Here is a 25730-nt window from a genome sequence, read left to right as displayed (position 1 = left end):
GCCGCGGCCGGCCACGCCCTCGCCGGGCATCCCGGCGCCGCTACGGCCACCCATGCCAGGCTGCTGCCCTGTCCCGCCGGGCCTGCCTGTCGCGCCGGGGCCGCCTGTCGCACCTGGCGGCCTGCCGCCGGGACCGTAGACGCCGGGCCCGCTCGTCCCGGGTCCGTACCCGGGCGGGAAAGCGCCGGGCGTGTTGTACGTGGGGCTCGGCTTGCCGGTCGGCCCGAAGTCGAGGTTCGCCGCCGGCGGTACGACCGGCGTGGTCTGGGGCGGCGTGTACGAATTCGCGCGGGTCCCGTCGTCCGGCTGCTGCGCGCCGGGCTGATGCGGGCCCGGGTACTGGCCGGGCTGAGGCCCTTGTCCGGGCTGAGGGCCGCTGTCGGGCGCTGGGGCGCTCGGCCCGCTGGGGCCACTCGGAGTGCCGGGACCGCTGGGGCCACTGGGTCCGCTCGGTCCTCGGTAGGGCTCGCCTGCGCCGTGCTCGCGTCCGTCGGAGCCGTCGCCGAATCCCCTCGCAGCGGGCTTCCCGGCGCCGCCCTCGTCCAAGGTGACGCTGCCGCCCGGGTCGGTGAGCTGCGCGTACTGGGCAGGCAGCTCGTCGCCGTTGGCGGTACTGGCGGAGTGGTAAGACGCGAAGGTGTCGATGTTGTGCTGGCTGTCGGCCTGGTACCCCTGAACCCTGCTCCAGTAGCCGACCAGGCCGCCACCCATGACGGCCTTGACATCCTCGGCAGTCGGCGCGGGCTGCTCGGGCGGCACCGGTTTGACCGAGTTCTTGGCCGTGCCGAACGCGTCCATCTGGGAGCTGATGGCGGTCTGGGCCCGCGTCAAGTGCGTCACGTCGTCCGCCGCCGCCTCGACGACCGGCATCGTCGCGTCGATCGCGGCCATGCTGGCCCCACCCTGCCAACCCGCCAGGGTCTTCTGGGTGAGGGCGGCGAGCCGCTGCGCTCGGTCGTGGTGTCGCCGAGTCAGCTCATGGGCTGCACGCTGGGCATCGGAGAGCGAGCCAGTGCCCTCGCCCTTGGTGATCTGTTCGTAGATCTGGGTCGCGGTGAGCGGTCCTTCGGCGACCATCAGTTGCTCCCTCGGATGGTGGTCAGGACCCTGATCGCGGCTTCGCGGGCAGCGTCGCAGGGGTCCTTCTTGCCGATGTTGGCCTCGGACTGCTCCAGGACGATGTCGATCGTCTCGTTATCGCTGGTCCCTAAAGCTACGGAGCACTTTCCTCGACTGACGCGCTCGTCTTCCGTGCCGTAGGCGGTCACCGGATAGCCATTAATCGGTTCGAGGGGCTCGAACAACTTATAGGTCGTGCCCTTGGCCTCGTAAACGCTGGTCATCCCCCGGTCAGGCGACTTACTGAAGAGCACATTGACCGTGGGGCGGGTGGCGGAGGGGGGTGCCCACAAGCACGAAGGCCCAGTTGATCCGTCGAGCCGTTCCCTGGCTTCGGCTTTGGCCCCGAGGAGTTCCTCGGCTTGTGTCTCAGTGAGGGCGTTGCAGGGTGTCGGTTTGAATCGGGCCAGATCGATCGGATTGTCGACCTTAGGAACGCCAGGACCCGGGATCTGTCCGGCTGCGCTCGACGGGCTCGGGCTAGTACCGCCATTGGAGGGGGTAGGAGTGCCGTTCTTGGTCGAAGGCGAACACGCGACGAGGGTGACCGTGATGGCGCAGAGAACAAGGATGGAGCGACGCATCAGGCGATGCCCTTCGGCTGTTGATTGATGACTGAGGTGGCGTGCTCTTCCGCAGTCGCGTACTTGCCGAGTGCGGTCACGTACTTATTCGCCATGTTCTCGCAGTAGGCGATGCGCTGCCGCAGGGCACCCTCGAGTGCTGCCCCGGACAGCTTGGTGACGTCGGCATTGTTGCCACTGGCGTACTCCAACCCTGGAGGCCGGGCCCTGGCGATTTTTCCGGCTTCAGCGAGGTCAGCTTGGTATTGCAGGGCCAGGTCGCGCCACTCCGTCACCAGCTCATGCAGCGTCGCCTCGTCGTACTTGAACCCCGCGCCTTCAGCGACAGGCGTCCCGTAGGAGCCCCCGGTGTGCGGGGCCTTGCACACAGAGCCCGGGTCGAAGCCAGGTTGGTAGACAGGTGTCCCCTCAGGCACGGTCATGCACCCCCGCGGCGCCGAACCGTTCCCCGCTGAATGGCCGAAGCCGCCCCGAAGTCACCGTCGTCATGTGCCCCTCCCGTGGCTACAAGGCGCGTCTCCCCGATGCACCCTGCGTAATCCGACGCCGGGAAGATTACCAGGGTTCCCAGGCCGGTGAACCCGACTGCATAAAGCCACGTTCCCTGCTGAATAGCCGAGGGCAACTCGGTGACTACCCGTGAAAACCGATCGTGTGAATGCGCCCCAGGAAACGGGGTCCTACCTGGTAGGCGACACTCAAAATTTGCATACTCTGCGTAATGAAGTTTCGAAGAGTGATTCTCGGCGCAGTACTCCTGGGCCTGCTGACGGGTTGTGCGGAATCCGTGGATACGCCCCCTCCGCCACCGCAGTTTCCGAAATGGCAGCCGAAACAACCGCGTCCTGCGGATCGCGACGAGAAGGCCGTCGATGCGGCGCTCGCGACGCTGGATCTCTGCGAGTTGATCGACCTCGCCGTCTACGACCGCAGAAGGGGAGACGTTACCCGGCCGGTCGAGAGGAAAGCGGAGGTCAAGCACGGTAGGAAGCAGTGCTCGCTGTTCCGCGGGGGCTACGACCTCATCTCGGTCCGCGATATGGACCCGAGTCACCTCGTACTCCATCGGGTCGACGGCACCGTCATCGACTTGGGCGGGGTGAAGGGCTATCAGACCGAAACACGGCGCATGGGTGGTCTCGATGGTTGCGAGATCACGGTGCCGGTGAGCTTCGAGCGCGCGATCACGTTCGAGATCGGTAGGGCCAGTCGAGGTAAGGACTGCGGCCTCCTCCGCGACTTCGCCACCGCGGGCGCCGCGAAACTGCCCCGCGACCTCATCTACCCGCCGGACGGTCAAGACAGTGCCCGGGTCGGGGCCTGCGCCGACTGGGTCTCCACTGAAGAGGGTGAGACCTGCGATCCGGCGGTCGAGGTCGAAGTGCCGACCGGGGCCGAGGCGGTCATCGCCGCCGGCGCCGCAGATCCGAACGTCGAATGCGCGGTGTTCCGTGACGCGGTCCGGATGGCGTTCGGCCCGGACTTCGCGCCGATCGCCACGCCGGGATCGTGCTACTTCGTCGAGCCGAAACACCGGTTGCAGATCGAGGCCGGGGCCACCGCGAACGGCGGCGCTCCGGGGGAATGGCACGCTGACCCGAACAAGACCTACAAAGACCACCAGCTGATCACGTTCGGCGAGAGCCCTGGGGTCACGTTCCGTACGCAGGACGACCGCGAATTCGCCCTTTACGCCTCACCGCTCGGGAACATCGACGTCCGCGGGCATGTCCGGCTGCGGATCGTGCCCGAGCATGAGCGAGGCATCAAGGACTGGGACCGCTCGAAGGTCGTTTCGGATCTGGACGTCGGCAAGGCGCTCGCTGTGATGGATTTCGTGATGGCGACCCACTTTCGGGGGCCCAGGTGACGTCCACGCCGTCGTAAGCTTCCTCCATGTACATCGAGCGGGTCCGGCTGGAGAACATCCGCGGCTTCAGCGGCGCCCGCGCCGTCGACCTCCGGCTGCCCGGCCCCGGCTGGGTGGTCCTCGCCGGGCGCAACGGGTCGGGCAAGACGTCGTTGTTGCGCGCCATCGCGGTCGCGGCGGCGCCGGACGTCGCGTGGGGCCTGTTGTCGGACGCCGGAAGCTGGATCTCGACGGACCAGACATCCGGGTCGATCGAGCTTTCGGTGATGCGCGAGGAGGGCCCGGCGCCGGTCGAGGTCCGCTGGCTCGACTCCGGTCTGCTGCCGATCTCCGGACTTCCCCCTGGCCAGCCGTTCTGCGCGGCGTATGGGCCGTTCCGGCGGCTCGCGGGTGGCAGTGGCGAGGCCGAGTCGTGGATGCGCGGCGCGGGGTCGCTGGCGCGGATGGCCAGTCTGTTCCACGAAGACGCTTCGCTCGCCGAGGGGGTCACGTGGCTGATCAATCAGCATCTCCGTGCCCTGGAAGGAAAAGCGGGCGCGCGTGAGCTGAAGGACAAGGCGTTGGAGATCCTCGGGGATGGTCTCCTGCCGGGCGGTTACCGGATCCGGGACGTCGATTCGGACGGGCTCTGGGTCGAGTACCGGGGCGACCGGTTCCCGCTGCGCGAGATGAGCGACGGCTACCGCACGGTGACCGCGCTCGTGGTCGATCTGCTCAAGCAGCTCCACGGCGCCGGCCTCGATCACGAGAGTCCCGGCGTCGTGATCATCGACGAGGTGGACGCGCATCTCCACGTGTCGTGGCAGAAACGCATGGGGCCGTGGTTCAAGGCGCATTTCCCGCGTATCCAGTTCATCGTCACCACGCACAGCCCCTACGTCTGCCAGGCCGCCGACCCGGGCGGGCTCATCCGGCTTTCCGGGCCCGACGAAGAGGTTCCGCCGCGTGTGGTCTCCGAGGAGCTGTACGAGCGGGTCGTGTTCGGCTCCGGGGACGACGCGGTGCTGTCCGACCTTTTCGGCTTGGACACGCCCTATTCGCCGCAGGCGGTCGAACTGCGGGAGCATCTCGCAGAGCTCGAATTCCAGGTGGCGTCCGGGCGGGCGGACGCGAACGGCGTCCGGGAATGGGAACGCCTGCGCGGCATGCTGAGCAGTTCACCGCCGAGCCGGGTCGACGAGGTGGCCAGGCGGTTCGAGGCCGACGATCGGTGATCGGGATCCGCCGGATCGCGCTGCCGGGGCAGGTGGTGGCCGATCTCGAAGAGCTGACGGCGCGGATCCCTTCCGGTGACACGAAAGAAGCCCGGCGACTGTGGCGGGTTTCCCGTGCCGTGCGGCGTTCTTTGCGGGCCGGGCTGGACGTCATGGCCGCCGGCCGCGGCTACTGCATGTACTGCGGCGACGGCCTCGGGTCCACTGTGGACCATTTCGAGCCGATCGCGAGGAATCCGGGACGCGCCTTCGACTGGCTCAATCATGTGCTCGCCTGCGAATACTGCAACAGCCACCACAAACGCGACTTGTTCCCGGTGGACGAGGACGGCAACACCCTGCTCGTCGATCCGACCGCCGAAGATCCGCTGGAGCATCTGTTCCTGGTGCTGTCGATCGGGACCTACCGCGCACTGACCGAAAAAGGCGAACAGACCATCAAGGTGTGCGGGCTGAACCGCGCGCAATTGGCGCGGGGGCGGGAAACCGCGGTCAACCAGGTGAGTGCGCTCGTCCTCGCCTGGTGGACCGCGCGCGAACTGGGGGACGAGGCGAAACGGCGCGCGATGGTCTGGACCCTGCTCGACCAGCCGCACGCCGACGTCCTCCACGCGATGCTTCGCCAGGCGCGGATGCCGGGCGCCCGCGCTGTGTTCCGCGCGGACGACGAGCTCATCGACCTGCTTCGCGCCCCGGAACTCGCCGAAGATCTTCAGCTCTCCGGCGGCGCGGTGTAAGCGGCCAAGGTGGCGTCGGCGCGCGTGCGGGCGGTGGCGGGGTCCGTCCCGTTGGCGACGTCGGCCTCGTACCAGGCCTCGTTGCTCAGCGTCATGAACCGCACGCCTTCATCGCTGGTCATCCAGGCCATGGCCGCTTCGGGATCGGCGGCTTCGCCGGATTCGAGGTGGAGCGCGAGCCCGTTCAGCATCATGTCCCAGCCGATGCCCACCGCGCCGGGCCCGAACTGGTTCCAGTGCTCGTTGGGGACGGCGGTGTGGTCGAGTTCGAACCGAGTGCGCCCGTCGGCTTCAGGGCTCAGCCGGAGTTCGATCCAGCTGACGTCGCCGCCGTACTCCCAGGTCGCGGCGAAGCTCTTGGGTGGGTCGCAGCGTTCGACCGTCCCGCCCGCGTTGCCTTCGAGCTGGTACTTCCCGCCGACGCGCAGCTCGCCGCTGACCGGCAGGAACCAGCGTGGGATGCGTTCGGGATTGGTGCAGGCGTCCCAAAGGTCGTCGAGGCCGGTGTCGTAGACCTGGCTGACGGTCGCCGTCACCGCCTCGCCCGCTTCGATCACGCGCTTGCCCAGTTTGCGCTGGACGGAGTCGATCTGGCTGGTCACGTCGACCATCGGTGCCCTCCTCTGCTCGGCTGCCGTCAAGATATCAGCAGAGGCTTATATAAGCCAGAATGGAAAAGGGGCGCCCGGCAGGTTCCGGACGCCCCTTTCCCGGCGGGATGGCTACGGAGTGGGGGAGCAGGCCGTGCGCCCGATGACCACTTCGCCGGTGATGTTCGAGGCCGGGGCGAACTTGATCCGCAGCATGGTCAGCCCGATGCTGCCGTCGCCCGGCAGGTTCTGCTCGTTGAAGATCGCTTCGGCGAGCAGCGTGCCGTTGGACTTGGTGATCGGCTTGACGTAGCCGACCGGCACCGGCGACGGCAGGGTGCCGAGCCCGGTCGCGCCGCCGTAGGTCCAGCTGGCGTTCGTGCTGGTCTGGGTCGCCGTGCAGCTGACCGAGTAGGACCTGATCTTGATCCGCGGCCCGCTCGACGACACCAGCGCCGACAGCTCGAAGTTCTGTCCCTTGGCTTCCGACTTCGTCGTGGTCACGTCGTTTTCGGGGTCGACGACGGTGGTCGTGCACGTCGTCGTGCCGCCACCGAACGTGATCCCGGTCCTGGTCACGACCCCGGAAGAGTTGCTGGTCGGTCCCTCGACCGCGCAGTCGGCGAGCGAGGCGATCGAGATCGGTGCCGAGGTGCCCTTGGTGAAGGCGGCGGAGCCGAGCGAAGCCACTCCGGCCGGGTTCGACGCGGCGGCCGGAGACACCCCGGCGCCGAGACCTGCCAGCAGCAGTGCGCCGACGAGGCCTGCCCGGCTTGCCATGGTGATGCGCATTTCCACGTCCTCCTCACGTGACGGAGAGCGAGCCGGATGGCCGTTCTTCCTTTGTCATCACTATCTGCGTGTCGGATTCGCCCGTTGCGCGCGTGACGGGCGTTTCACTCGACCGTGGATCATGGACACCCGTTGGATATTCGGATTCGTATCCGGATACAGGTCTGTATATTCGTGCGTATGCCGACCTACCGCGTCCTCGTCAACGGCAAGTTCGACCACCCCGACGCCGACACCCGTGCCCGGCTCCTCGCGGAGTTGGGCGACCATCAGGCGATCGGGTTCACCGAGGACGGTCTGCTCACCTACAGCGCGCACCTCGGCGCGTTCACGTTCCGGATCACGCTGCAAGGCGAAGAAGAACGCGACGTGCTCGACGAGGCCGAGCTGAAGGTCATGGAACTGCTGGACGCCAAGGGCTATCCGTACCGCGACGTCGCGGGCAAGGCGACGTGCATGGACGACATCAAGATCCGCCGCCGCTGACCCGTTCGCGCCCGAGCGGGCGGGATACTCGGCGGGGGTGTCATCTTCGTCACCGTTTCCGCAGGACAGCACGTCAACAGGCCTCAGTGGGTAGCCACTACGCTGGGACCAACCCCGAACGGTGTCAAAGAGAGCGGAGCCGACGTGTCTGTGTCTTCACCTGCCCCAGGTGGTGCCATCGAGGACCTGCGCGCGTCCGTGGGGCTCCAGATCGCCGACGAGCAGCTCCTGCGCACCCTCGCGACCGGTCTCGCCGACGTCGAGACCCTGCTCCGCGAGGTCGTCCGCAGTGACGTCAAGGCCGTCGAGGACGCCGCTTCGCACCTGGTCGAGGCGGGGGGCAAACGTTTCCGCCCGCTGTTCACGCTGCTGGCCTCGCAGTTCGGGCCGAAGCAGGGCGACCAGGTGGTCACCGCCGCCGCGGCCGTCGAGCTGGTGCACCTCGCGACGCTGTACCACGACGACGTGATGGACGAGGCGACGATGCGCCGCGGCGCGGAGAGCGTCAACGCCCGCTGGGACAACACCATCGCCATCCTGACCGGCGACTTCCTGTTCGCGCACGCCTCGCGGCTGGTCGCCGACCTCGGCACCGACGCGGCCCGGATCATCGCCGAGACCTTCGGCGAGCTGGTCACCGGTCAGATGCGCGAGACGGTCGGCCCGGCCGACGGCGACGACGCCGTCGAGCACTACCTCACGGTCATCGCGCAGAAGACCGGTTCGCTGATCGCCACCTCCGGCCGGTTCGGCGGGATGATGTCCGGCGCGCCCGACGACTACATCGACGCGCTTCGCCGCTTCGGCGACATCATCGGGACGGCGTTCCAGATCTCCGACGACGTCATCGACATCGCGTCCGCTTCCGACGAGCTCGGCAAGGCGCAGGGCACGGACCTGCGCGAAGGCGTCCGCACGCTGCCGATGCTGTACGCGCTGGCCGACCCGGCCACCGACCCGCGCCTGGTCGAGCTGCTGTCCGGCCCGATCTCCGACGACAAGCTCGTCGCCGAGGCCCTCGGCCTGCTGCGGGCCTCGTCCGGACTCGAACGCGCACGCGAAACTCTTTCCGACTACGCTCGTCGGGCGCGTGCCGAGCTCGCGGCGCTGCCCGCGTCGCCCGCCCGGGATGCCTGCGAATCGGTCGCCGACTACCTGGTCGCGCGAACGCATTGACAAAGGGCAGGTTAGATGTCCATTTTCGGACAGGTTTGGCTGTGGAGTCTGCTGGCGTTCGTCGTCGGCGCGCTGCTCACCTGGCTGGTGCTGGTGATCCCGGCGCGCAAGCGCATCCGTGAGCTCGAAAGCTCGCTGGCCACCGCGCACGCCGAGACGTCCCGGCTGCCCGCCGGGGTGAGCCTCGGCGCGGGTGCCGCGGCCGTCGCCGGCGGGACCGCGTACCTCACGAAGCCGTCGCACGACGATCTGGACGAGGAGTTCGCGGCGGTCGAGGAGCCGAAGCCCGCGTACCCCGAGACGCTCACCGAGCAGGAGCCCGCGCAGCAGTGGACCGAACCCGCTGAGGAGCCTGTTCAGGACGTTGTCGAGGAGCCGGAGCACTCCCCGGCCGCGACGCAGACCTTCGAGCCCGAAGAAGAGTACGAGGCCGAGTACCGCACGGCGGAGCAGACGGAGCCGGAGCTCGAACCCGATCCGGAGCCGGAGCCCGCGGCCGAGCGGACGCAGTACATCCCGGCGGCCTTGCCGGAGCCGGAACCCGAGCCTGAGCCCGAGCCGGAGAACCCGTACGCCGCCGCGGCGACCGAGTACCTCCAGCCCGCGTCGCAGCTGGACCTTGAGCCTGAGCCGGAACCCGAGCCCCAGCCGCCGTTGCCGGGCGAAGGGCCGTACCGGTCCCGCCTGGAGATGCAGCTGGATCCCGAAGGCGCCGAGACGCAGCCGGAGCCGGTGTCGCTGTTCAGCCCCGCGTCGCGCGTGGAGACGGAGCAGGCGCCCGTCGAGACCAACTGGTTCGAGCGGGAAGAAGAGCTGCACGATCCGCCCGCGTATGCCTTCGGGTCGGACGAAGAAGCGAAGGCCGGTCTCCTCGACTCGGAGCCCGAGACGCCCGCCGAAGCCACGCAGGTGCTGCCCAAGCGCACGCCGCGGGGCGCGGTCCGGGGCGGTTTCGAGCCGCCGCAGCCGATCCAGCCGTCGATGCGGGCGATCGAACGCCGTGAGCCGGAGCTGTCCGGTGGGCAGAGCGGTTCGCTGTTCGAGCCCGCCGTCCAGCCTGGCGACGCGATGCCGGCGCCGGAGCCTCCGCCCGCGCGGCAGGTCTCCGCTCCGGTGGCCGAGTCCGTTCCGCCAGGCCCGTTCGGTCCCGGTTCGGCGATGCCGCGGCCGGGTGGTGGCCGTCCGGCCGACGACTTCGCGGTCAAGGCCAGCGTGACGGCTCTGCGGTACTGCACGGAGGACTCGCAGCAGTTCCCGAAGATGGTCGCGGAGGTCTGGTTCCGGACCGCCGCCGACGCGGAGCGAGTGGGCTTCCGTCCCCTTACCTGAGTGCAATGAAAGGTCCTTTCCTCGCAAAATTTGCGAGGAAAGGACCTTTCATTGCGTTCGAGGAGCGGTGACTTACACGACGGTCCAGGTGTCTTTGCCGCGCAGCAGGCCCTGCAGATCCGGCTTGCGGGCGGCCTGCGCCTCCGCGACCTGGGCACGCGCCTGGTCGTCGTAGGTGGGCCGCTCGACCTGCCGCAGGATGCCGGTCGGCACGTGGTTCAGGTTCTGGTCGCCGATCCGCGAAAGCGCGAATGCGTACGCCGTGTCCTCGACCGTGGGGTCGTGCACGACGAGGTTCTCCTCGCCGATGTTCGCGACCTTCCCGACCTCCAGCCCGGCCCAGCCGCTCCGCGTGACGCCGTATTCGCCCTGCGGCCCGAACTTGATCGGCTCGCCGGCCTTCAGCGGGATGAGCCGGGTGGCGGCCTCGTCCTTGTCCTTGAGGACGTCGAAGGCGCCGTCGTTGAAGATCGGACAGTTCTGGTAGATCTCCACCAGCGCGGACCCGCGGTGCTTCGCGGCGGCTTCCAGCACCTCGGTGAGGCCCTTGCGGTCCGAGTCGAGCGCGCGGCCCACGAACGACGCCTCGGCGCCGATCGCCAGCGAAAGCGGGTTGAACGGGGTGTCGACCGAGCCCATCGGGGTGGACTTCGTGACCATGCCCGGCCCGGACGTCGGCGAGTACTGGCCCTTGGTGAGGCCGTAGATCCGGTTGTTGAACAGCAGGATCTTGATGTTCACGTTGCGCCGCAACGCGTGGATCAGGTGGTTGCCGCCGATGGACAGCGCGTCGCCGTCACCGGTGACGACCCACACCGACAGGTCCGGTCGCGCGGTCGCGAGGCCGGTCGCGATCGACGGCGCCCGGCCGTGGATCGAGTGCATGCCGTAGGTGTTCAGGTAGTACGGGAACCGGGACGAGCAGCCGATGCCCGAGATGAACACGATGTTCTCGCGCTTGAGGCCGAGCGTCGGCAGGAACGACTGCACGGCGTTGAGCACGACGTAGTCACCGCAGCCGGGACACCAGCGGACCTCCTGGTCCGACTTGTAGTCCTTCGCCTTCTGCGGTTCGGTCTCGGTCGGCACAAGGTCCAAGCCGCCGAGGGTGGGGATCCCCAGGTCGATCGCGGTCACTTCGCCCCCTCCGTACTGGTGATGATCTCCGTGAAGACGCCTTGCAGCTCTTCGGCCTTGAAGGGCAGCCCGGCGACCTTCGTGTACGACTTCACGTCGACGAGATACTTGGCCCTCAAGAGCATCGAAAGCTGGCCGAGGTTCATTTCCGGGACGACGACGGTGTCGTACGAACGGAGTACGTCGCCGAGGTTGCCGGGGAACGGGTTGAGATGGCGCAGATGCGCCTGCGCGATCGGCATGCCGTCCTTGCGGACGCGGCGGCACGCGGCGCCGATCGGTCCGTACGACGAGCCCCAGCCGAGTGCCAGCACCCGTGCCTTGCCGCCGCTGGGATCGTCGACGACGAGGTCGGGGACGTCGACGCCGTCGATCTTGGCCTGGCGCAGCCGGACCATCTTGTCGTGGTTGTCCGGGTCGTAGGAGATGTGGCCGGTCTTGTCGGCCTTCTCCAGCCCGCCGATGCGATGCTGCAGCCCGGCGGCGCCCGGCAGCGCCCACTCGCGGGCGAGGGTCTCGGGGTCGCGTACATACGGCCAGAATTCCCCGGAACCGTCCTCGGCATTCGGCTCGGTGGCGAATTCCACGCGCAGATCCGGCAGGTCCTCGACGTCCGGGATCAGCCACGGCTCGGAGCCGTTCGCGATCGCGCCGTCCGACAGCAGGAACACCGGCGTGCGGTACTTGAGCGCGATCCGGGTGGCCTCCAGCGCCGCGTCGAAGCAGTCCGCGGGGGACAGCGGCGCGACGATCGGCACCGGGGATTCGCCGTTGCGGCCGAACATCGCCTGCAGCAGGTCGGCCTGTTCGGTCTTGGTCGGCAGGCCGGTCGACGGGCCGCCGCGCTGGACGTCGACGACGACCAGCGGCAGTTCGGTCATCACCGCGAGGCCGATGGCCTCGGACTTCAGCGCGACACCGGGTCCGGACGTCGAGGTGACGCCCAGCGCGCCGCCGTAGGAGGCGCCGAGCGCCGCGCCGATACCGGCGATCTCGTCCTCGGCCTGGAAGGTGAGGATGCCGTAGTTCTTGTGCTTGGACAGCTCGTGGAGGATGTCCGACGCCGGGGTGATCGGGTACGTGCCCAGCAGGATCTGCAGGCCCGACTGCTGCCCGGCGGCGACCAGCCCGTACGCCAGCGCGGTGTTCCCGGTGATCTGGCGGTACGTGCCCTGGTTCAGCTTCGCGGGCGCGACCTCGTACGTCGTCGCGAACGACTCCGTCGTCTCGCCGTAGTTCCAGCCGGCGCGGAAGGCCAGGATGTTGGCCTCGGCGATGTCGGTCTTCTTCGCGAACTTCTCGCGCAGGAAGCGTTCCGTGCCTTCGGTCGGCCGGTGGTACATCCAGGAGAGCAGGCCGAGCGCGAACATGTTCTTCGCGCGTTCGGCGTCCTTTTTGGACAGTCCGGTCTCTTCGAGCGCGCCCCTGGTCAACGTCGACATGGCGACCCGGTGGACTTGATAGGCCGAAAGGGTGTCGTCGTCGAGGGGGTCGTTCTCGAAGCCGACCTTGACCAGGTTCCGCTTCGAGAACTCGTCGGTGTTGAGGATGATCGTCCCACCGGACGGGACGTCGGCGAGGTTGGCCTTCAGGGCGGCGGGGTTCATCGCGACGAGCACGTCGGGCCGGTCGCCCGGGGTCAGGATGTCGTAGTCGGCGAAGTGCACCTGGAAGCTCGAGACGCCCGGGATGGTGCCCTGTGGTGCGCGGATCTCCGCGGGGAAGTTCGGCATGGTCGACAGGTCGTTGCCGAAGGCGGCCGCTTCCGAGGTGAACCTGTCGCCCGTCAGCTGCATGCCGTCACCGGAGTCGCCGGCGAACCGGATGACCACCCGGTCCAGCTTGGCGACCTCGGTGGGCCTGACGGCCGACAAGGAGCCGTTGCCGTTCGCACTCGTGCTCATAGGACAGGGATTCCCTCTCTCCCGACGTGCGTCGTCCCCGGCCGTGCCGGAGATCGGCGTGCCTCGCCCGGCGATGTCGGCCAGGTCACAGGTGCCATGTCCCGAGGTTAGTCCTCGGGACACTTCCCAGGTTGCCGTAAAAACGGGCCGGACCTACTTCTCGAGTGTCCTGAGCTCGTCGCTGAGCGGGGGTTGTCCGGTTTATCTGTTACCGATGGTAACGGTCGGCGATGCGGCTCGATTGTGAGCCGTATCTCCTTCCAGCGTAGTGAAGTCCGGTCGAGGAACGGTCAGCGGCCGGTCATCGACGCCCGTAGCCTGGCGAGCCTTTCGGTGAACGCGGGTGCGGTGAGTGACGCCACCTGAGGCTCGATCTCGGCGTCGACGGCGGCCGAATGGTCGGTCAGTGCGGCGGTGTGCCGAAGCGTGCGCTTCGTCGCCAGAAGGACGTCTCGCGGAGCGTCGACGGCGGGTTTCGCCAGTTCACGGGCCGCCTCGGCCAGGTCCCCTTCGACGAGCCGGAGCGCGAGCCCGCATTCGACAGCGGCTTCGGCGCCGACGACCTCACCGAAGAGTGTCATCGCCGCGGCCTTCTGCGGGCCGACGAGCCGCTGGATCATCCACGTCATCCCGCCGCCGGGATGGATGCCGAGATCGAGAAATCTGGCCACGAACTTCGCCTTCGGTCCCACGATGCGGACGTCCGCGGCGAGCGCGAGGTTCAGTCCGGCGCCCACGGCCGCCCCGCCGACGGCGGCGATCGTCGGCAGGGAACACCGCGCCACCGAGAGGAAACCGTCATAGATCGCGCGGAGTCCGTCCTCCCGGGCGCCGGCGAGCGTGTCCAGGTCGGCGCCCGCGCAGAACGCCGGCGGCGCGCCGGTGACGACCAAGGCGTGGACGCTCTCGTCGGCTTCGGCGCGCGAGACGGCCTCGGCCAGCTGGGCGGACAGGTCGAGGGTCAGTGCGTTGCGGGTCGCGGGCGCGTCGATGGTGAGCACGGCGACCCCGCCGTCATGGCTGGAGTGGATCTGATCGGTCACGCGGTCGAGGGTGTCACGCTTCGGGCGTCGGCGGGCGCTCCAGGAGCCGGGACAAGACGACGGTGGACACCGTGCGGTCGACGATCTCCAGTCCACGCAGCCGTTCCAGCGCGGTCTCCAGGTGGTGGATGTCCGAAGCACGCAGATGGACGATCGCGTCGGCCGCGCCGGACACCGTGTAGGCCGCGACGACCTCCGGCAACGGTTCCAGCCGGGCCCGGATCCGGGCCGGGGTGATGTTGCCGTTGCAGGTCATCTCGACGAACGCCTCGGTGCCCCAGCCCAGCGCCTCGGGGTCCACGACCGCGGTGAAGCCGCGCAGGACCCCGGTTTCGAGCAGTCTGTCGACCCGTCGTTTCACCGCGGGCGCGGACAGGCCGACGACTTTGCCGATGTCGGCGTAGCTGGACCTCGCATTGGCCATCAGGCATGAAACGATTCGCTGGTCGATGGTGTTCACACGCAATGTTTAGCAGGTATATGCGCAGCGAACAGCGATTGATTGCGGAATTAGGTGAGCCTTACCCTTCGGGTATGCCGGAACTGGAGCAGCAGCCCCGTGTACCCACGACGCGCCGCTACCTCATGTGCCCGCCGCGGTACTTCGCGGTGGACTACGTCATCAACCCGTGGATGGACCCGTCGGTCCCGGTCAGCGTCGACGCCGCGATGGCGCAGTGGACCGAACTCCGCGACACCTACCGACGCCTCGGCCACACCGTCGAGGAGATCGACGCCCAGCCCGGCCTGCCCGACATGGTGTTCGCCGCGAACTCCGGCACGGTCGTCGACGGGCGGGTCCTCGGCTCGCGGTTCCGTGCCCCGCAGCGCACCGCCGAGGCCGAGCACTTCCGCCGCTGGTTCGTCGAGCACGGCTACCGCGACATCACCATGCCTGAGAAGATCAACGAGGCCGAAGGCGATTTCGCCTGGACCGGCAAGGTTCTCCTCGCCGGCACCGGCTTCCGCACCGACCCGGCCGCGCACGCCGAAGCGCAGGAGGTCCTCGGTGTCCCGGTCGTCTCGCTGCGGCTGATCGACCCGAGCTACTACCATCTCGACACCGCGCTGTTCGTGCTCGCCGAGGCGACCGACACCACGTCCGCCCAGATCGCCTACTACCCGGACGCCTTCTCGGCCGGGTCGCGGAAGGTGCTGGAGCGGATGTTCCCCGACGCGGTAATCGCGGACCGTGCCGACGCGGAGTGTTTCGGCCTCAACGGGGTGTCCGACGGCCGCAACGTCGTCCTGCCGGTCGAGGCGACCGGTTTGGCGGCGCGGCTGACCGAACGCGGCTACGAGGTCGTCTTCCTGGACATTTCCGAGCTGCGGAAGGCCGGCGGCGGCCCGAAGTGCTGCACCCTGGAGATCCGCAAGTAATCCATTAGTGGACACCTTGCGGGATCATGTAACTACTCCATTCGCCAACGCGATTAATCGGGAAACACACTCGGTCCCGAATGAGGCGCGGATGGTGATCCTGGCGATTGGCGGCGTGGGCAAACCCGTGCGCGCGCTGGATCCAGGCGAAAACGAAACATGGGTGACCGTCGAGCAGTTCGAGCGGGTGCTCGACTCGGTGGCCGGACGCGAAGACGTCGGGCTCACCTTCGACGACGGCAACGTCTCGGACGTCGAGATCGCGCTCCCCAGACTGGTGGAGCGCGATCTCACGGCCGAGTTCTTCCCGCTCGCCGGCCGGATCGGGCAGCGGGGTTTCCTCGACGCCGACGGCCTTCGTGAACTGGTCGAGGCGGGCATGTCGATCGGTTCACACGGCTGGGAGCACCGCGACTGGCGGCGGCTCGACGGCAGGCACGCCCGGCGCGAACTCGAAATCGCGCCGAAACTGATCGAGGATCTGAGCGGCGAACCCGTGCGCGCGTACGCGCCGCCGTTCGGCGCCTACGACCGGCGGGTGCTCAGCAGGCTCCGGCGTTCCGGCGCGACGCGGGTCTACACGCACGAAGGCGGGGCGGTGTCACGCGACAGCTGGCTGCGGCCGCGCACGGAGGTCCGGTACGACATCGACCAGGAATGGATCGACGGGGTGCTCGGTAACCGGGATGGCCTGTACCGCCGAGCGGGACGGGCGATGGCGCGGGTCGCCAGGCTTGCCCGCTTTTGACCGGTTTTCTTTGTACGGTGGGAAAATAACCCTTGAGCTGAACCGTCGGCAAAGGCATTCTGAGCACCTTCGATAAAGAAGCTTTATTAACTAAGGGGTGCTCGGTATGCGGAAACTGCTCCTGTTCTCGGCGATGGTGGTGGCCGCCGGACTGGCTCCCGCGGCGACGGCCGCGGCCGCCCCTTCGATTCAGGCGGGTCCGACGGCGCAGCAGCTGCTGGCGAAGACCACCAGCTGCAAGCAGGTCTCGAACGGCAAGTACAAGACCGACGAGGAGACCGGCCGGACCGTCGCGGTCTGCGACGCGGGGAGTGCCGTGTTCTGGAAGGCCGACATGGACGTCGACTGCGACGGGCAGCCGACCGCGCGGTGCAACAAGAACACCGACCCGTGGTTCCAGGACGGCACCGCGTACCCGCGCTCCGACGGCAAGGCGCTGGTCGCCGACGAGACGCCCTACATCGTCGTGCCGAGCATCAGCAGCACGTGGAACTTCGAGAAGGCCGGCCTCAAGGGCGCCGGTTCGTGCGCGGTGATCTACAACAACAAGGTGCTCTACACCGTCATCGGTGACACCGGCCCGAAGAACATCATCGGCGAAGCGTCCTACGCGACCGCGAAGGCGCTGGGCATCAACCCGGACCCGAAGAACGGCGGCGTCGACTCGGGCGTCACGTACATCTGCTTCAAGAACTCGAAGGTCTCGCCCATCGAGAACCACGGGAAAGCGACTTCTGTCGGGGAGGCGCTCGCGGCGAAGTGGGTCGGGTAAAAGATGTCGTGAGTGGTAAGTGACGTTCTAACGTCACTTACCACTCACGACCACCGTGACCGTTCTACCGTTCTACCGTTCGCCGCACTGCGAACAAGTCGTCGTCCGTGCCCCTGCCGGGTTCCAACCTTCGCGAACCAGAATGGTGCGGACCTCGGCGGCCACCTCGCACGGCGAGGCCTGGATGTCGTGCCAGCCGTAGACGAGTCTTGCCCGTCCTGCCAGTTCGGCCGCATTGTCCCGTCGGCGATCCCGGAATGCGATGCCTGCCATCGCATGGGTCGCCCGACCGTCGAGCCGGACCGTCATCGCGGCGCCGTGATCGTCGTAGGTGACGTCCTCCCAGAGCGTTTTGCCGTCCACCTCGATCGGCGTCTGCCGGTTTCCACGCGGTAATCCGTGCTCGTCCTCGACCTTTTCCAGGTATGCCACTTCGAGAGCCGACATCAATCCCCCGCCGACGAGTGCGAGGCCGTATCGGATGGCGGGCCGATAGCGGAATGGCGGCCGGACCAGCACGCACGCCTCCATGGCGGCCACGGACGTCCTGGTCCGGCCGAGCAAGTCGACGATGGTGTTCGTCGCCTGGTGCGGGGTCCGCTGGGCGGCGGCCAGGTCGAGGATCGTGTCCGTCACGTTGCTTCGTGGGGGATTCGTTCCCGCGGCGATGTGCGGCAGCGCGCGAGACCTGTGCACGATGACAAAGGGAGCCTGCGAGATCGCGGAGAAGGTGTACGGAACCGTGATTTCGACAGGCCCTTCGATGACAGGGAGAATTTTCCATTCTTCGGCGGCCGTTCGATGGCTCAAGATCGCGTACCCGCCTCCGTAGAGCAGCGCGGCTTGGATCTTCGCCGAGCGTGACAAATCGCCGGTGAATGTCGAGTAAACCCTTGGGAGAACCCGCTGCCAGCGTCCGGCCGCGAGATTCGCCCTGATGTCCGACATGGTTTGACCGTAGGCGTGCAATTGCCGCCTCGAGACGATTCCCTGTTGCTCCGCCAGGAGGATCGGCCAGCTCGGGCGTTGTCCGGCTGGAACGGACTCTTCCGACCAGCGTTTGTTGATGGGCACCCTCTGACGATCGCCGGTGGAGGGTCGTGGCGGGTGGCTCGAAGCGGATCTGTGGACAAGCAGCGGGGGAGGGCGGTGGCTGTGGATAACCGAGGCGGGGTGGTCGTGAGTGGTAAGTGACGTTAGAACGTCACTTACCACTCACGACCACCCGGACCCAGCCCGCACCGCCGCCCGCACGCTCCCGAGATCGTTACGCGTCCCTTACGCGCGCCCTGTAGCGTTTCGCGCCCTTCGAACGATGAGTAATTCCCTTGCCGCACAGGCATTCCGCCAAAAGCAGGCGAACGACGGACACCGGTAACGAACCCGGTCCCACGGCCGACCAACGGGCAGCGGAATGCGGCTGGAGGAATTCGTCATGAAGATCAGTGTCTTCGGGCTCGGTTACGTCGGTTGCGTGTCGGCGGCGTGCCTGGCCGGACGCGGGCACGAGGTCGTCGGGGTCGACGTGAACCCGGTGAAGATCGAACTCGTCTCCAGCGGCAAGGCGCCGGTGGTCGAGGAGCGGATCGGGGAATTGACCGCGCAAGTGGTCGCCGAGGGCAAGCTGAGAGCGACCACCGACGTCAGACAGGCGATCGCGGACAGCGAAGTCTCCCTGATCTGTGTCGGTACCCCGTCCGCGCCGAACGGCAGCCTGTCGACGGCGTTCCTGGAACGCGTCGCCGAGGAAATCGGCGAAGCGCTCCGAGACAAGACCGAACGCCACACCGTCGTCTTCCGCAGCACCATGCTCCCCGGCACCTGCCTGGACCTGCTCGTCCCCATCCTCGAGAAGTCGTCCGGCCGCACCGCCGGCGTGGACTTCGGCGTCGCGGTGAACCCCGAGTTCCTGCGCGAGGGGAGCAGCGTCAAGGACTTCTTCGACCCGCCCAAGACCGTCATCGGCGAGCTCGACCCGGCCAGTGGCGACGTCGTCGCGGCGCTGTACGAAGGGCTTCCCGGCGAGGTCTTCCGCGTCGCGATCCCGGTCGCCGAGATGACGAAGTACGCCGACAACTCCTTCCACGGGCTCAAGATCGGCTTCGCGAACGAGCTCGGCGCCATCTGCCGCGCGCTGGGGCTCGACTCGCACCAGGTGATCGACGTCTTCCTCGCCGACCGCAAGCTCAACATCAGCCCCGCCTACCTCCGCCCCGGGTTCGCCTTCGGCGGCTCGTGCCTCCCCAAGGATCTGCGCGGCCTGGTCTATGCCGCGCACCGCGCGGACGTCGCCGTCCCGATCCTCTCGCACGTGCTGCCCTCCAACGACGAACACCTCCAGCGTGCCTTCGACCTGGTCGCGCGCACCGGAAAACGCAAGATCGGCCTGTTCGGCCTGTCGTTCAAACCCGGCACCGACGACCTCCGCGAGAGCCCGCTCGTCGAGCTCGCGGAGCGGCTGCTCGGCAAGGGTTACGACCTCCGCATCTACGACGCCAACGTCAGCCTTTCGCGGCTGATGGGCGCGAACCGCGAGTACATCGAGGGCAGGCTGCCGCATCTCGGCCAGCTGCTGGCCGGCTCCATCGACGAGGTCGTCGACCACGCCGAAGTCTGCCTCGTCGGCTCCTCCGACCCGGACGTCCTCGCGGCGCTCCCGGCCGGTGGCGGCCACACCATCATCGATCTCGTCCGCGTACCCGACGCCGCCGAGCGCCGGGCTGAAGAGGGATATGTCGGTCTTGCCTGGTAAAGCTCTCATCCTCGTCGAGAACCTTTCCGTCCCCTTCGATCGCCGCGTCTGGCAGGAGTGCCAGACCCTCCGCGACGCCGGCTGGGAAGTCCACGTCATCTGTCCACAAGGGACGAAACGGGACACCGAAGCCGAGGTCACCATCGACGGCGTCCACATCCTGCGGTATCCGCTGAAGGCCGCCACCGGTGGTCCGGCCGGATACGTCCAGGAGTACGGATCCGCGCTGTGGCACACGCTCCGGCTCGCCCGCAAGGTCGGCCGGGTCGACGTCGTGCACGCCTGCAATCCGCCGGACCTGCTGTTCCTGGTCGGGCTGTACCTCAAACGCCAGGGCGCGAAGTTCATCTTCGACCAGCACGATCTCTGTCCCGAGCTGTACCTCTCGCGCTTCGACCGCGGCGAGGACTTCCTGTACCGCGCGGTCTGCGCGCTGGAGCGCCGCACCTACAAGACGGCCGACGTCGTCATCGCGACCAACGAGAGCTACAAGGACGTCGCCGTGAAACGCGGTGGCAAGTCGCCGGACGACGTCTTCGTCGTGCGCAGCGCGCCCGTGGTCGAGCGGTTCCACATGGTGCCTGCCGAGCCCGAACTGAAGAAGGGCAAGCCGCATCTGCTGGCGTACCTCGGTGTGATGGGCCCGCAGGACGGCGTCGACTACGCGTTGCGCGCGCTCGCTTCGCTGCGTGACGAGGTCGGCCGCACCGACTGGCACGCCGTGTTCATCGGTTCCGGTGACGCCTTCGACGCCATGGTGGCGTTGTCGAAGGAACTGAAGCTCGACGATCAGGTCGAGTTCACCGGCCGGATCTCCGACGAGGACCTGCTGCGCTACCTGTCCTCGGCCGACGTCTGCCTGTCGCCGGATCCGCTGAACCCGCTCAACGACGTGTCGACCATGAACAAGATCATGGAGTACATGGCGATGAGCCGCCCGATCGTCTCCTTCGAGCTGCGGGAGGCCCGCGTTTCGGCGGGGGAGGCCGCGCTGTACGCGCCTGCGAACGACGAGCCGGAGTTCGCGAAGCTGATCGCGCATCTGCTGGACTCGCCGGAACAGCGGGCCGAGATGGGTGAGCTGGGCCGGGCACGCGTCGCCGGTCCTCTCTCGTGGGAGAACTCTCAGAAAGCCCTGCTCGCGGCCTATGCGGCCGCGGTCCGGTGATCGGCTTCCCGATCGCGTTTTGAACAAGACTCGGGCAAACCTGTAACCAACATCGCGGTCGCTCCGACGGGATTGATGCTGCACCCGCACGCACCGATGGGAGACCCCGGCTTTGACTGACGACACGGTGCGCCTGTCCATGATCGGACAGGTCTTGCGCGGGCGATGGCGGACCTTGGTGGTCCTCGCCGTGCTCGGTGCCCTGGCCGGCGCGGGATCGTCGGTGATCCTTTCGCCCGGCTATCGGACGACGTCCAGCGTGCTGCTGCAGGGCCCGCGTGAGGCGGACGAGCTGCTCACCCAGGCCGAGGTGGCGACCAGTTCGGTCGTGCTCGACCGGGCCGCCGCCGGGCTCGGCGACGGGATGTCCGGCGCGGAGCTGCGGGAAAAGGTGGCCACGTCGGTCGCACAGGGCAATGTCATCACCATCGAGGCCACCGGTGACACCGCCGAACAGACGCAGCGGATGGCCGATCAGATCGCGAGCGAGTTCGTGAAGTACTCGACGCAGATCATCGCCGGTTCCGGGGACGCGGCGGTCCAGCTGGCGCAGGAACGCCGCGAGACCCTGCGGCAGCAGGTCACGCAGACGAACCAGCGCATCAGCGAACTCTCCGCGAAGGTCAACGAAGGCAAGACGACCGTCGAGAGTGTCCAGCTCCGCACCGAACTGCAGGGGCTGCGCTCGTCGATCGAGTCGGCGATGTCGAGTTTGAACGCGGCCGACACCGCCAGCGGCCTCGGCAACATGGTCGTCCTCGGCTCGGCCGAGCTGCCGTCTTCGGCGGCCGCGCCCACCCTGCCGCAGCTCGCCCTCGGCGGCGCGGCGCTGTTCTTCCTCATCGGCCTGTTCGGTCACCTCTTCACCGCCCGCACCGACCGGCGGCTGCGGGACGAGGAGGAGATCGCCGCGGCGATCGGCGGTCCGGTGCTGGCCACCTTCGACGCCGTGGAGCTGCCGTCGGACGGCACCACCTTGCGGGCCAAGCTCCTCCGTGACGACAGGCCGTGGAACGTCCCTCGGGTCGACGTCTTCGCCGACGAGATCGACTCCGACGTCCTGTACCGACGCCTGGTCTCCCGGCTTCCGCGACGGCGGCTGATCGTCGTCGCCGCAGACGGCGATCGTGCCGGGCAGGCGGCCGCCGAACGGCTCGCCGCTCTCGCCGCCGGGTGGTTCACCGTCGTGACGGTGGCCCCGGCGCGGCCCGTCGTCGCGGACACCGACGCGGACGGGGTCCTCGTCGTGACGAGCCTCGGCTCCCGGTCCGCGTGGGAGCTGGTCGGGATCGCCGAAGCCGTCGCCGACGCCGGTCTCGCCATGGTGGGCACCGTGCTGATCCGGCCGGTCCGGCCGACGCGCACCCGGCCCGGCGCGCCCACCCCGTCCGACCACGAAGCACTGGCAGGTACCGCGTGACCAGCGCCGAGAAAACGAAGTCCGAGCCGCTCATCGACCTGCAGCGGCTGGTCGTCTCGGTACGGAGACGACGCCGGATGTGGGTGGCCACCGCCCTGCTGGGGCTGATCGCCGGCGGGCTGGTCGCGATGCTCCTGCCGTCGCCGCCCACCGCGGTCGCGCAGATCCTCGTGATCCACCCCGACGACTCGCCGACCGACAGCGGAACGCTGATGCGGACCGACGTCGCCGTGCTCGAAACGACGAAGACCGCGAGCGAGGCGCTCAAGAAGCTGAACAGCACGCAGGCGCCGGAGGAGTTCCTCAAGGATTACGAGGGGCTCGGCCTGACGAACAACGTGCTCCAGCTGACGGTCAAGGGCAAGACCAAGGACGAGGCGCTGGCCCGCGCGCGGGCGATCTCGGACGCCTTCATCGCCGAGTACATCGGCCGCAACCAAGCGGCCGCGGCGGCGCAGCAGAAGGCCCTGCTCGACCAGCGCAACCAGGCGCAGAACGAGCTCACCCCGATCGAAGCGTCGATCGTCACCGAAGAGGCCAAGGGCCGCAACGCCAACCCCGCCCAGCTGGAGCGGCTGTACTCGCGCCGCGCGGAGCTGACGTCCAAGATCTCCGACTACGACGGCCGCGCGCAGGAGGCGGGCATCGGCACGCCGAAGGTCGCCGCCGGGACGCAGATCGTGGACGCGCCGCGGATCCTGCCGCGTTCGCTGCTCAAAACCCTCGCCACCGACGCCGGGATCGGCTTCGCGCTGGGCTTGCTCGCCGGGCTGGGGCTCGCGGCCGTCACGAGCGTGGTGAAGGACCGGCCGGTGCTGCGCCGCGAGATCTCGCAGCATCTCGGCGCCTCCGTGATCGCGCAGCTGCCCAAGCCGCCGCGTTTCCTGCGCCGCTCGCGCGCGGTGACCCGGCGGCAGCGGGTCGCGGCGACGCTGGTCCGCGCGGTCCGGCAGGAGGGCGGCTCGGTGTCGCTGCTCGACCTCGGCGCCAGCCAGATCACCGCCGCGCTCGCCGTCGACATGGCGCGTGAACTGGCCGAGAAGGGCCCGGTCTCGCTCGTCGACGACCTGCCGAAGACGAACCTCCGCGAGCTGGCGGCCGAAGGCAAGGTCCAGGTGCTGGATCGCGGTGACACCCCGGTGGCCGCGAGGGAACGGCGCATCGGCGTCGGCTCGATCGAGCCCGGCACGGCGTGGACCGATCTCGAATTCCTCGGCAAGGAGACGATCCTCGTCGTACGCGCCGGGCACGCGAACACCGAATGGCTGCACACCGTCGCCCGTCAGCTGGCGGACCGGCGGATCCCGATCATCGGCGTCGTCGTGGTGGACCCGGATCCGCGCGACCACACCGACGGGACGCTGTGGGACGGCCTGCACACCGCGTTGCGCGGTCGCGCCGGTGCCGTGCCGGAGCGCACGGCCCCGCCGGAGCGACGGGCGCCGCGGCCGGTCGTGAAGCCGGTCGAGATGTTCCCGCGGGAGAAGAAGAACGTACGGCGGCATCCGACGCCGTACAAACGCGCCGACGACAACGCCGATGCGCCGACCAAACGATTCTCGCCTGTGTCACCGGATAACGCCGAAGCGCTTTAGGGAGCGAAAGTAGATGTGCGGCATCGCAGGGGCCTACTTCTGGCCGGACGGGGGACCGCTCACCGATCGGCTCACCAAGACACTCGCCCACCGGGGCCCGGATGGTTCCGGCAGGTACGACCACGGGGAAGTCCACTTAGGACATCGGCGCCTGTCGATCGTCGACCTGACCGAGACCGGCGCGCAGCCGATGGTCAAGGACGGGCTCGCGCTCACCTACAACGGCGAGCTGTACAACGCGCCGGAACTGCGGAAGGAACTCGAAGCCGCCGGCGTGCGCTTCCGTGGCACGTCCGACACCGAGGTCCTGCTGGAAGCCTGGCGCAAATGGGGCACCGAGGGCCTGCACCGGCTCCGCGGCATGTTCGCGTTCGGTGTCTTCGACGAGCGTTCCGGCGAGCTGGTGCTGGTCCGCGACCAGCTCGGCATCAAGCCGCTCTTCCTGGTGCGCCGCGGCAAGGGCGTCGCGTTCGCGTCCGAGCTGAAGGCGCTGGCCGCCGAACTGGGCGGTTCGCTGACCGTCGACGACACCGCGCTCGTCGCTTCCCTGCTCTACTACTGGGTCCCGGACGGCCGCTGCGCGTTCCGCGAGGCCGAGAAGCTGCCGCCGGGCAGCTGGGCGCGGTTCCGGCCGAACGGCGACGTCGAGCGCGGCACCTTCTGGTCGCTGCGTCAGGTCGCCGAAGAGGGCGCCGCCTATGAGGGCCAGTTCGACCTCAACGCCGTCATCGAAGACTCCACGCGCAAGCACCTGATCGCCGACGTGCCGGTCGCGACGTTCCTTTCCGGCGGGCTCGACTCCAGCTACCTGACCGCGCTCGCCGCGCGCGAGCGGCCGGGGATCTCCGCGTACACCATCGGTTTCCGGGCCGAGGACGCGAAGTTCGAAGCCATGCCGGACGACCTGATGTACGCGAAGAAGGTCGCCGCGAAGTTCGGCGTCGACCTGCACGAGATCGAGATCGCGCCGCAGGTGCTCGACCTGCTGCCGAGGATGACCTATCACCTCGACGAGCCGATCGGCGATCCGGCGGCGATCAACAGCTACCTGATCTGCACCGCCGCCCGCGAGGCCGGGGTGAAGGTGATGCTCTCGGGGATGGGCGCCGACGAGCTGTTCGCCGGATACCGCAAGCATCTCGCGAACAAGATCGCCGTCCAGTACCAACGGGTCCCCGGTCTCGTGCGGCGGCCCGTCGAGTCCCTTGTGGACAGACTGCCGGTGGCGACCTCGAAGCGCGGGTTCCGGTCGGTCCGGTTCGCCAAGCGGTTCCTCTCGTTCGCGGAGCTGCCCGAGGAGACCGCTTTCCGGCGCAGCTACACGATGTACGACCAGGCCGAACTCGCCGGTCTGCTGAACCCGGACCTCGCGGGCGCCGTCGACGACGTGATCACCGAACACGCGGACACCTATCACGACAACACGTTGTCGGATTTCGTGAACCGTATGTGCCTCGCCGATTCGAGGCTCTTCCTGCCCGGGCTCAACCTCGCCTACACCGACCGGTCCAGCATGGCCGCCTCCACCGAGGTGCGGACGCCGTTCGTCGACATCGAGGTCGTGAAGGCCGCGTTCCGGATCCCCGGGGACAAGAAGATCGTGAAGCGCCAAGGGAAGATGGCGCTCAAGGAAGCGGCGTTGTCCATCCTCCCCGCCGAGATCGTGCATCGGCCGAAGGGGCTGTTCAGCGCACCGCTGCGGGCTTGGATGAGCCGCGACCTCGCGCCGCTGGTGCGCGAGGTGACGAACGAAGGTGAATTGGTGAAGGCCGGGTTCCTCCGTCGTGAGGCCCTGCAAAAGCTCGTGGACGAAGACGCGTCCGGGCAGCAGGACCGGTCCAAGCATCTCTGGCACATCTTGACCCTCGAGTACTGGTATCGCGGCGCCGTTTCGGCCCGGACCACCTGATCGCT

General features: G+C 68.1%; 24 protein-coding genes. 14 read left to right on the top strand and 10 right to left on the bottom strand.

The annotated features are described in order from the left end of the window. From ACSMFO_RS20475 to ACSMFO_RS20465, 3 genes are all read right to left on the bottom strand, one after another. Positions 1–1077: PPE domain-containing protein (locus ACSMFO_RS20475; protein ID WP_436460092.1), on the bottom strand; the 1077-nt coding region annotated here is incomplete at its 3' end. Next, a complete protein-coding gene (locus ACSMFO_RS20470; protein ID WP_436460091.1) occupies positions 1077–1703 on the bottom strand; it encodes a DUF3558 domain-containing protein in 627 nt (208 codons plus the stop codon). The genes ACSMFO_RS20475 and ACSMFO_RS20470, both read right to left, overlap by 1 nt. Further along, a complete protein-coding gene (locus tag ACSMFO_RS20465) occupies positions 1703–2125 on the bottom strand; it encodes a hypothetical protein (protein WP_436460090.1) in 423 nt (140 codons plus the stop codon). The genes ACSMFO_RS20470 and ACSMFO_RS20465 overlap by 1 nt, the downstream gene beginning before the upstream one ends. 299 nt (positions 2126–2424) lie before the next feature. Here ACSMFO_RS20465 and ACSMFO_RS20460 point away from each other — a divergent pair, with 299 nt between their 5' ends. From ACSMFO_RS20460 to ACSMFO_RS20450, 3 genes are read left to right on the top strand one after another with little or no spacing between them, the layout of a single operon-like run. Then, positions 2425–3573: a hypothetical protein gene (locus tag ACSMFO_RS20460; protein WP_436460089.1), complete on the top strand. Its 1149-nt coding sequence runs from the start codon at positions 2425–2427 to the stop codon at positions 3571–3573. A 26-nt stretch (positions 3574–3599) separates the two neighbouring features. Next, positions 3600–4787 (top strand): AAA family ATPase, encoded by a 1188-nt coding sequence (locus ACSMFO_RS20455; RefSeq protein ID WP_038520041.1) that lies wholly within the window; start codon positions 3600–3602, stop codon positions 4785–4787. After that, on the top strand, positions 4784–5524 hold the full coding sequence (locus tag ACSMFO_RS20450; protein ID WP_436460088.1) for an HNH endonuclease: 741 nt from the start codon (positions 4784–4786) through the stop codon (positions 5522–5524). The genes ACSMFO_RS20455 and ACSMFO_RS20450 overlap by 4 nt, the downstream gene beginning before the upstream one ends. On the opposite strand, the gene ACSMFO_RS20445 is transcribed toward ACSMFO_RS20450, so the two are convergent. Next, the gene (locus tag ACSMFO_RS20445) at positions 5500–6135 is read right to left on the bottom strand and encodes an SRPBCC family protein (protein ID WP_436460087.1); all 636 of its coding nucleotides are present in this window, start codon (positions 6133–6135) and stop codon (positions 5500–5502) included. The genes ACSMFO_RS20450 and ACSMFO_RS20445 overlap by 25 nt on opposite strands. A gap of 111 nt (positions 6136–6246) precedes the next feature. Continuing rightward, positions 6247–6906 (bottom strand): hypothetical protein, encoded by a 660-nt coding sequence (locus ACSMFO_RS20440; protein WP_360130685.1) that lies wholly within the window; start codon positions 6904–6906, stop codon positions 6247–6249. A gap of 180 nt (positions 6907–7086) precedes the next feature. On the opposite strand from ACSMFO_RS20440, the gene ACSMFO_RS20435 reads away from it, so the two are divergent. The 3 genes from ACSMFO_RS20435 (at position 7087) to ACSMFO_RS20425 (ending at position 9897) form a co-directional block, all read left to right on the top strand. Continuing rightward, positions 7087–7392 carry a DUF6204 family protein gene (locus ACSMFO_RS20435; protein ID WP_350576188.1) on the top strand — a complete coding sequence of 102 codons (306 nt, stop codon included), beginning with the start codon at positions 7087–7089 and terminating at the stop codon, positions 7390–7392. A 150-nt stretch (positions 7393–7542) separates the two neighbouring features. After that, positions 7543–8568, top strand: a complete 1026-nt coding sequence (locus tag ACSMFO_RS20430; protein ID WP_038520027.1) for a polyprenyl synthetase family protein — start codon at positions 7543–7545, stop codon at positions 8566–8568. 15 nt (positions 8569–8583) lie between these two features. After that, positions 8584–9897, top strand: a complete 1314-nt coding sequence (locus ACSMFO_RS20425) for a sunset domain-containing protein (protein WP_436460086.1) — start codon at positions 8584–8586, stop codon at positions 9895–9897. A 72-nt stretch (positions 9898–9969) separates the two neighbouring features. Here ACSMFO_RS20425 and ACSMFO_RS20420 read toward each other — a convergent pair whose 3' ends face one another. The 4 genes from ACSMFO_RS20420 to ACSMFO_RS20405 form a co-directional block, all read right to left on the bottom strand. Then, positions 9970–11034, bottom strand: coding sequence for a 2-oxoacid:ferredoxin oxidoreductase subunit beta (locus ACSMFO_RS20420; protein WP_436460085.1), 1065 nt, complete (start codon positions 11032–11034; stop codon positions 9970–9972). Beyond that, complete coding sequence (locus tag ACSMFO_RS20415; RefSeq protein WP_436460084.1) at positions 11031–12938, bottom strand: 2-oxoacid:acceptor oxidoreductase subunit alpha; 1908 nt, start codon at positions 12936–12938, stop codon at positions 11031–11033. Before ACSMFO_RS20415 ends, ACSMFO_RS20420 begins: the two co-directional genes overlap by 4 nt. A gap of 290 nt (positions 12939–13228) precedes the next feature. Beyond that, positions 13229–13981 (bottom strand): enoyl-CoA hydratase, encoded by a 753-nt coding sequence (locus ACSMFO_RS20410; RefSeq protein ID WP_436460083.1) that lies wholly within the window; start codon positions 13979–13981, stop codon positions 13229–13231. 13 nt (positions 13982–13994) lie between these two features. Then, positions 13995–14441: an Lrp/AsnC family transcriptional regulator gene (locus ACSMFO_RS20405; protein ID WP_005151923.1), complete on the bottom strand. Its 447-nt coding sequence runs from the start codon at positions 14439–14441 to the stop codon at positions 13995–13997. A 74-nt stretch (positions 14442–14515) separates the two neighbouring features. Here ACSMFO_RS20405 and ddaH point away from each other — a divergent pair, with 74 nt between their 5' ends. From ddaH to ACSMFO_RS20390, 3 genes are all read left to right on the top strand, one after another. Then, positions 14516–15361: a dimethylargininase gene (gene ddaH / locus ACSMFO_RS20400; protein ID WP_436460082.1), complete on the top strand. Its 846-nt coding sequence runs from the start codon at positions 14516–14518 to the stop codon at positions 15359–15361. Positions 15362–15452: 91 nt separating this feature from the next. Next, positions 15453–16109 (top strand): polysaccharide deacetylase family protein, encoded by a 657-nt coding sequence (locus tag ACSMFO_RS20395; protein ID WP_436460081.1) that lies wholly within the window; start codon positions 15453–15455, stop codon positions 16107–16109. Positions 16110–16215: 106 nt separating this feature from the next. Beyond that, a complete protein-coding gene (locus ACSMFO_RS20390; protein ID WP_436460080.1) occupies positions 16216–16881 on the top strand; it encodes a glycoside hydrolase family 75 protein in 666 nt (221 codons plus the stop codon). Positions 16882–16953: 72 nt separating this feature from the next. Here ACSMFO_RS20390 and ACSMFO_RS20385 read toward each other — a convergent pair whose 3' ends face one another. After that, positions 16954–17955 (bottom strand): hypothetical protein, encoded by a 1002-nt coding sequence (locus tag ACSMFO_RS20385; protein ID WP_436460079.1) that lies wholly within the window; start codon positions 17953–17955, stop codon positions 16954–16956. Positions 17956–18316: 361 nt separating this feature from the next. Between ACSMFO_RS20385 and ACSMFO_RS20380 the strand changes: the two genes are divergently transcribed. From ACSMFO_RS20380 to asnB, 5 genes are all read left to right on the top strand, one after another. Then, entirely contained in the window at positions 18317–19633 is a 1317-nt protein-coding gene (locus ACSMFO_RS20380) for a nucleotide sugar dehydrogenase (RefSeq protein WP_436460078.1), read from the top strand. After that, complete coding sequence (locus ACSMFO_RS20375; RefSeq protein WP_436460077.1) at positions 19614–20801, top strand: glycosyltransferase family 4 protein; 1188 nt, start codon at positions 19614–19616, stop codon at positions 20799–20801. The genes ACSMFO_RS20380 and ACSMFO_RS20375 overlap by 20 nt, the downstream gene beginning before the upstream one ends. Before the next feature lie 139 nt (positions 20802–20940). Next, positions 20941–22221, top strand: a complete 1281-nt coding sequence (locus ACSMFO_RS20370; RefSeq protein WP_436460076.1) for an exopolysaccharide biosynthesis protein — start codon at positions 20941–20943, stop codon at positions 22219–22221. Next, positions 22218–23816, top strand: coding sequence for a Wzz/FepE/Etk N-terminal domain-containing protein (locus ACSMFO_RS20365; protein ID WP_436460075.1), 1599 nt, complete (start codon positions 22218–22220; stop codon positions 23814–23816). The genes ACSMFO_RS20370 and ACSMFO_RS20365 overlap by 4 nt, the downstream gene beginning before the upstream one ends. A 13-nt stretch (positions 23817–23829) precedes the next feature. Beyond that, on the top strand, positions 23830–25725 hold the full coding sequence (asnB, locus tag ACSMFO_RS20360; RefSeq protein ID WP_436460074.1) for an asparagine synthase (glutamine-hydrolyzing): 1896 nt from the start codon (positions 23830–23832) through the stop codon (positions 25723–25725). The last annotated feature ends 5 nt before the right edge of the window (positions 25726–25730 follow it).

Source organism: Amycolatopsis sp. w19 (assembly GCF_051373225.1).
Lineage (GTDB): Bacteria > Actinomycetota > Actinomycetes > Mycobacteriales > Pseudonocardiaceae > Amycolatopsis > Amycolatopsis japonica.
The sequence above is the reverse complement of the archived record's forward strand: the minus strand, read 5'-3'. Positions and strand labels throughout refer to the sequence as shown.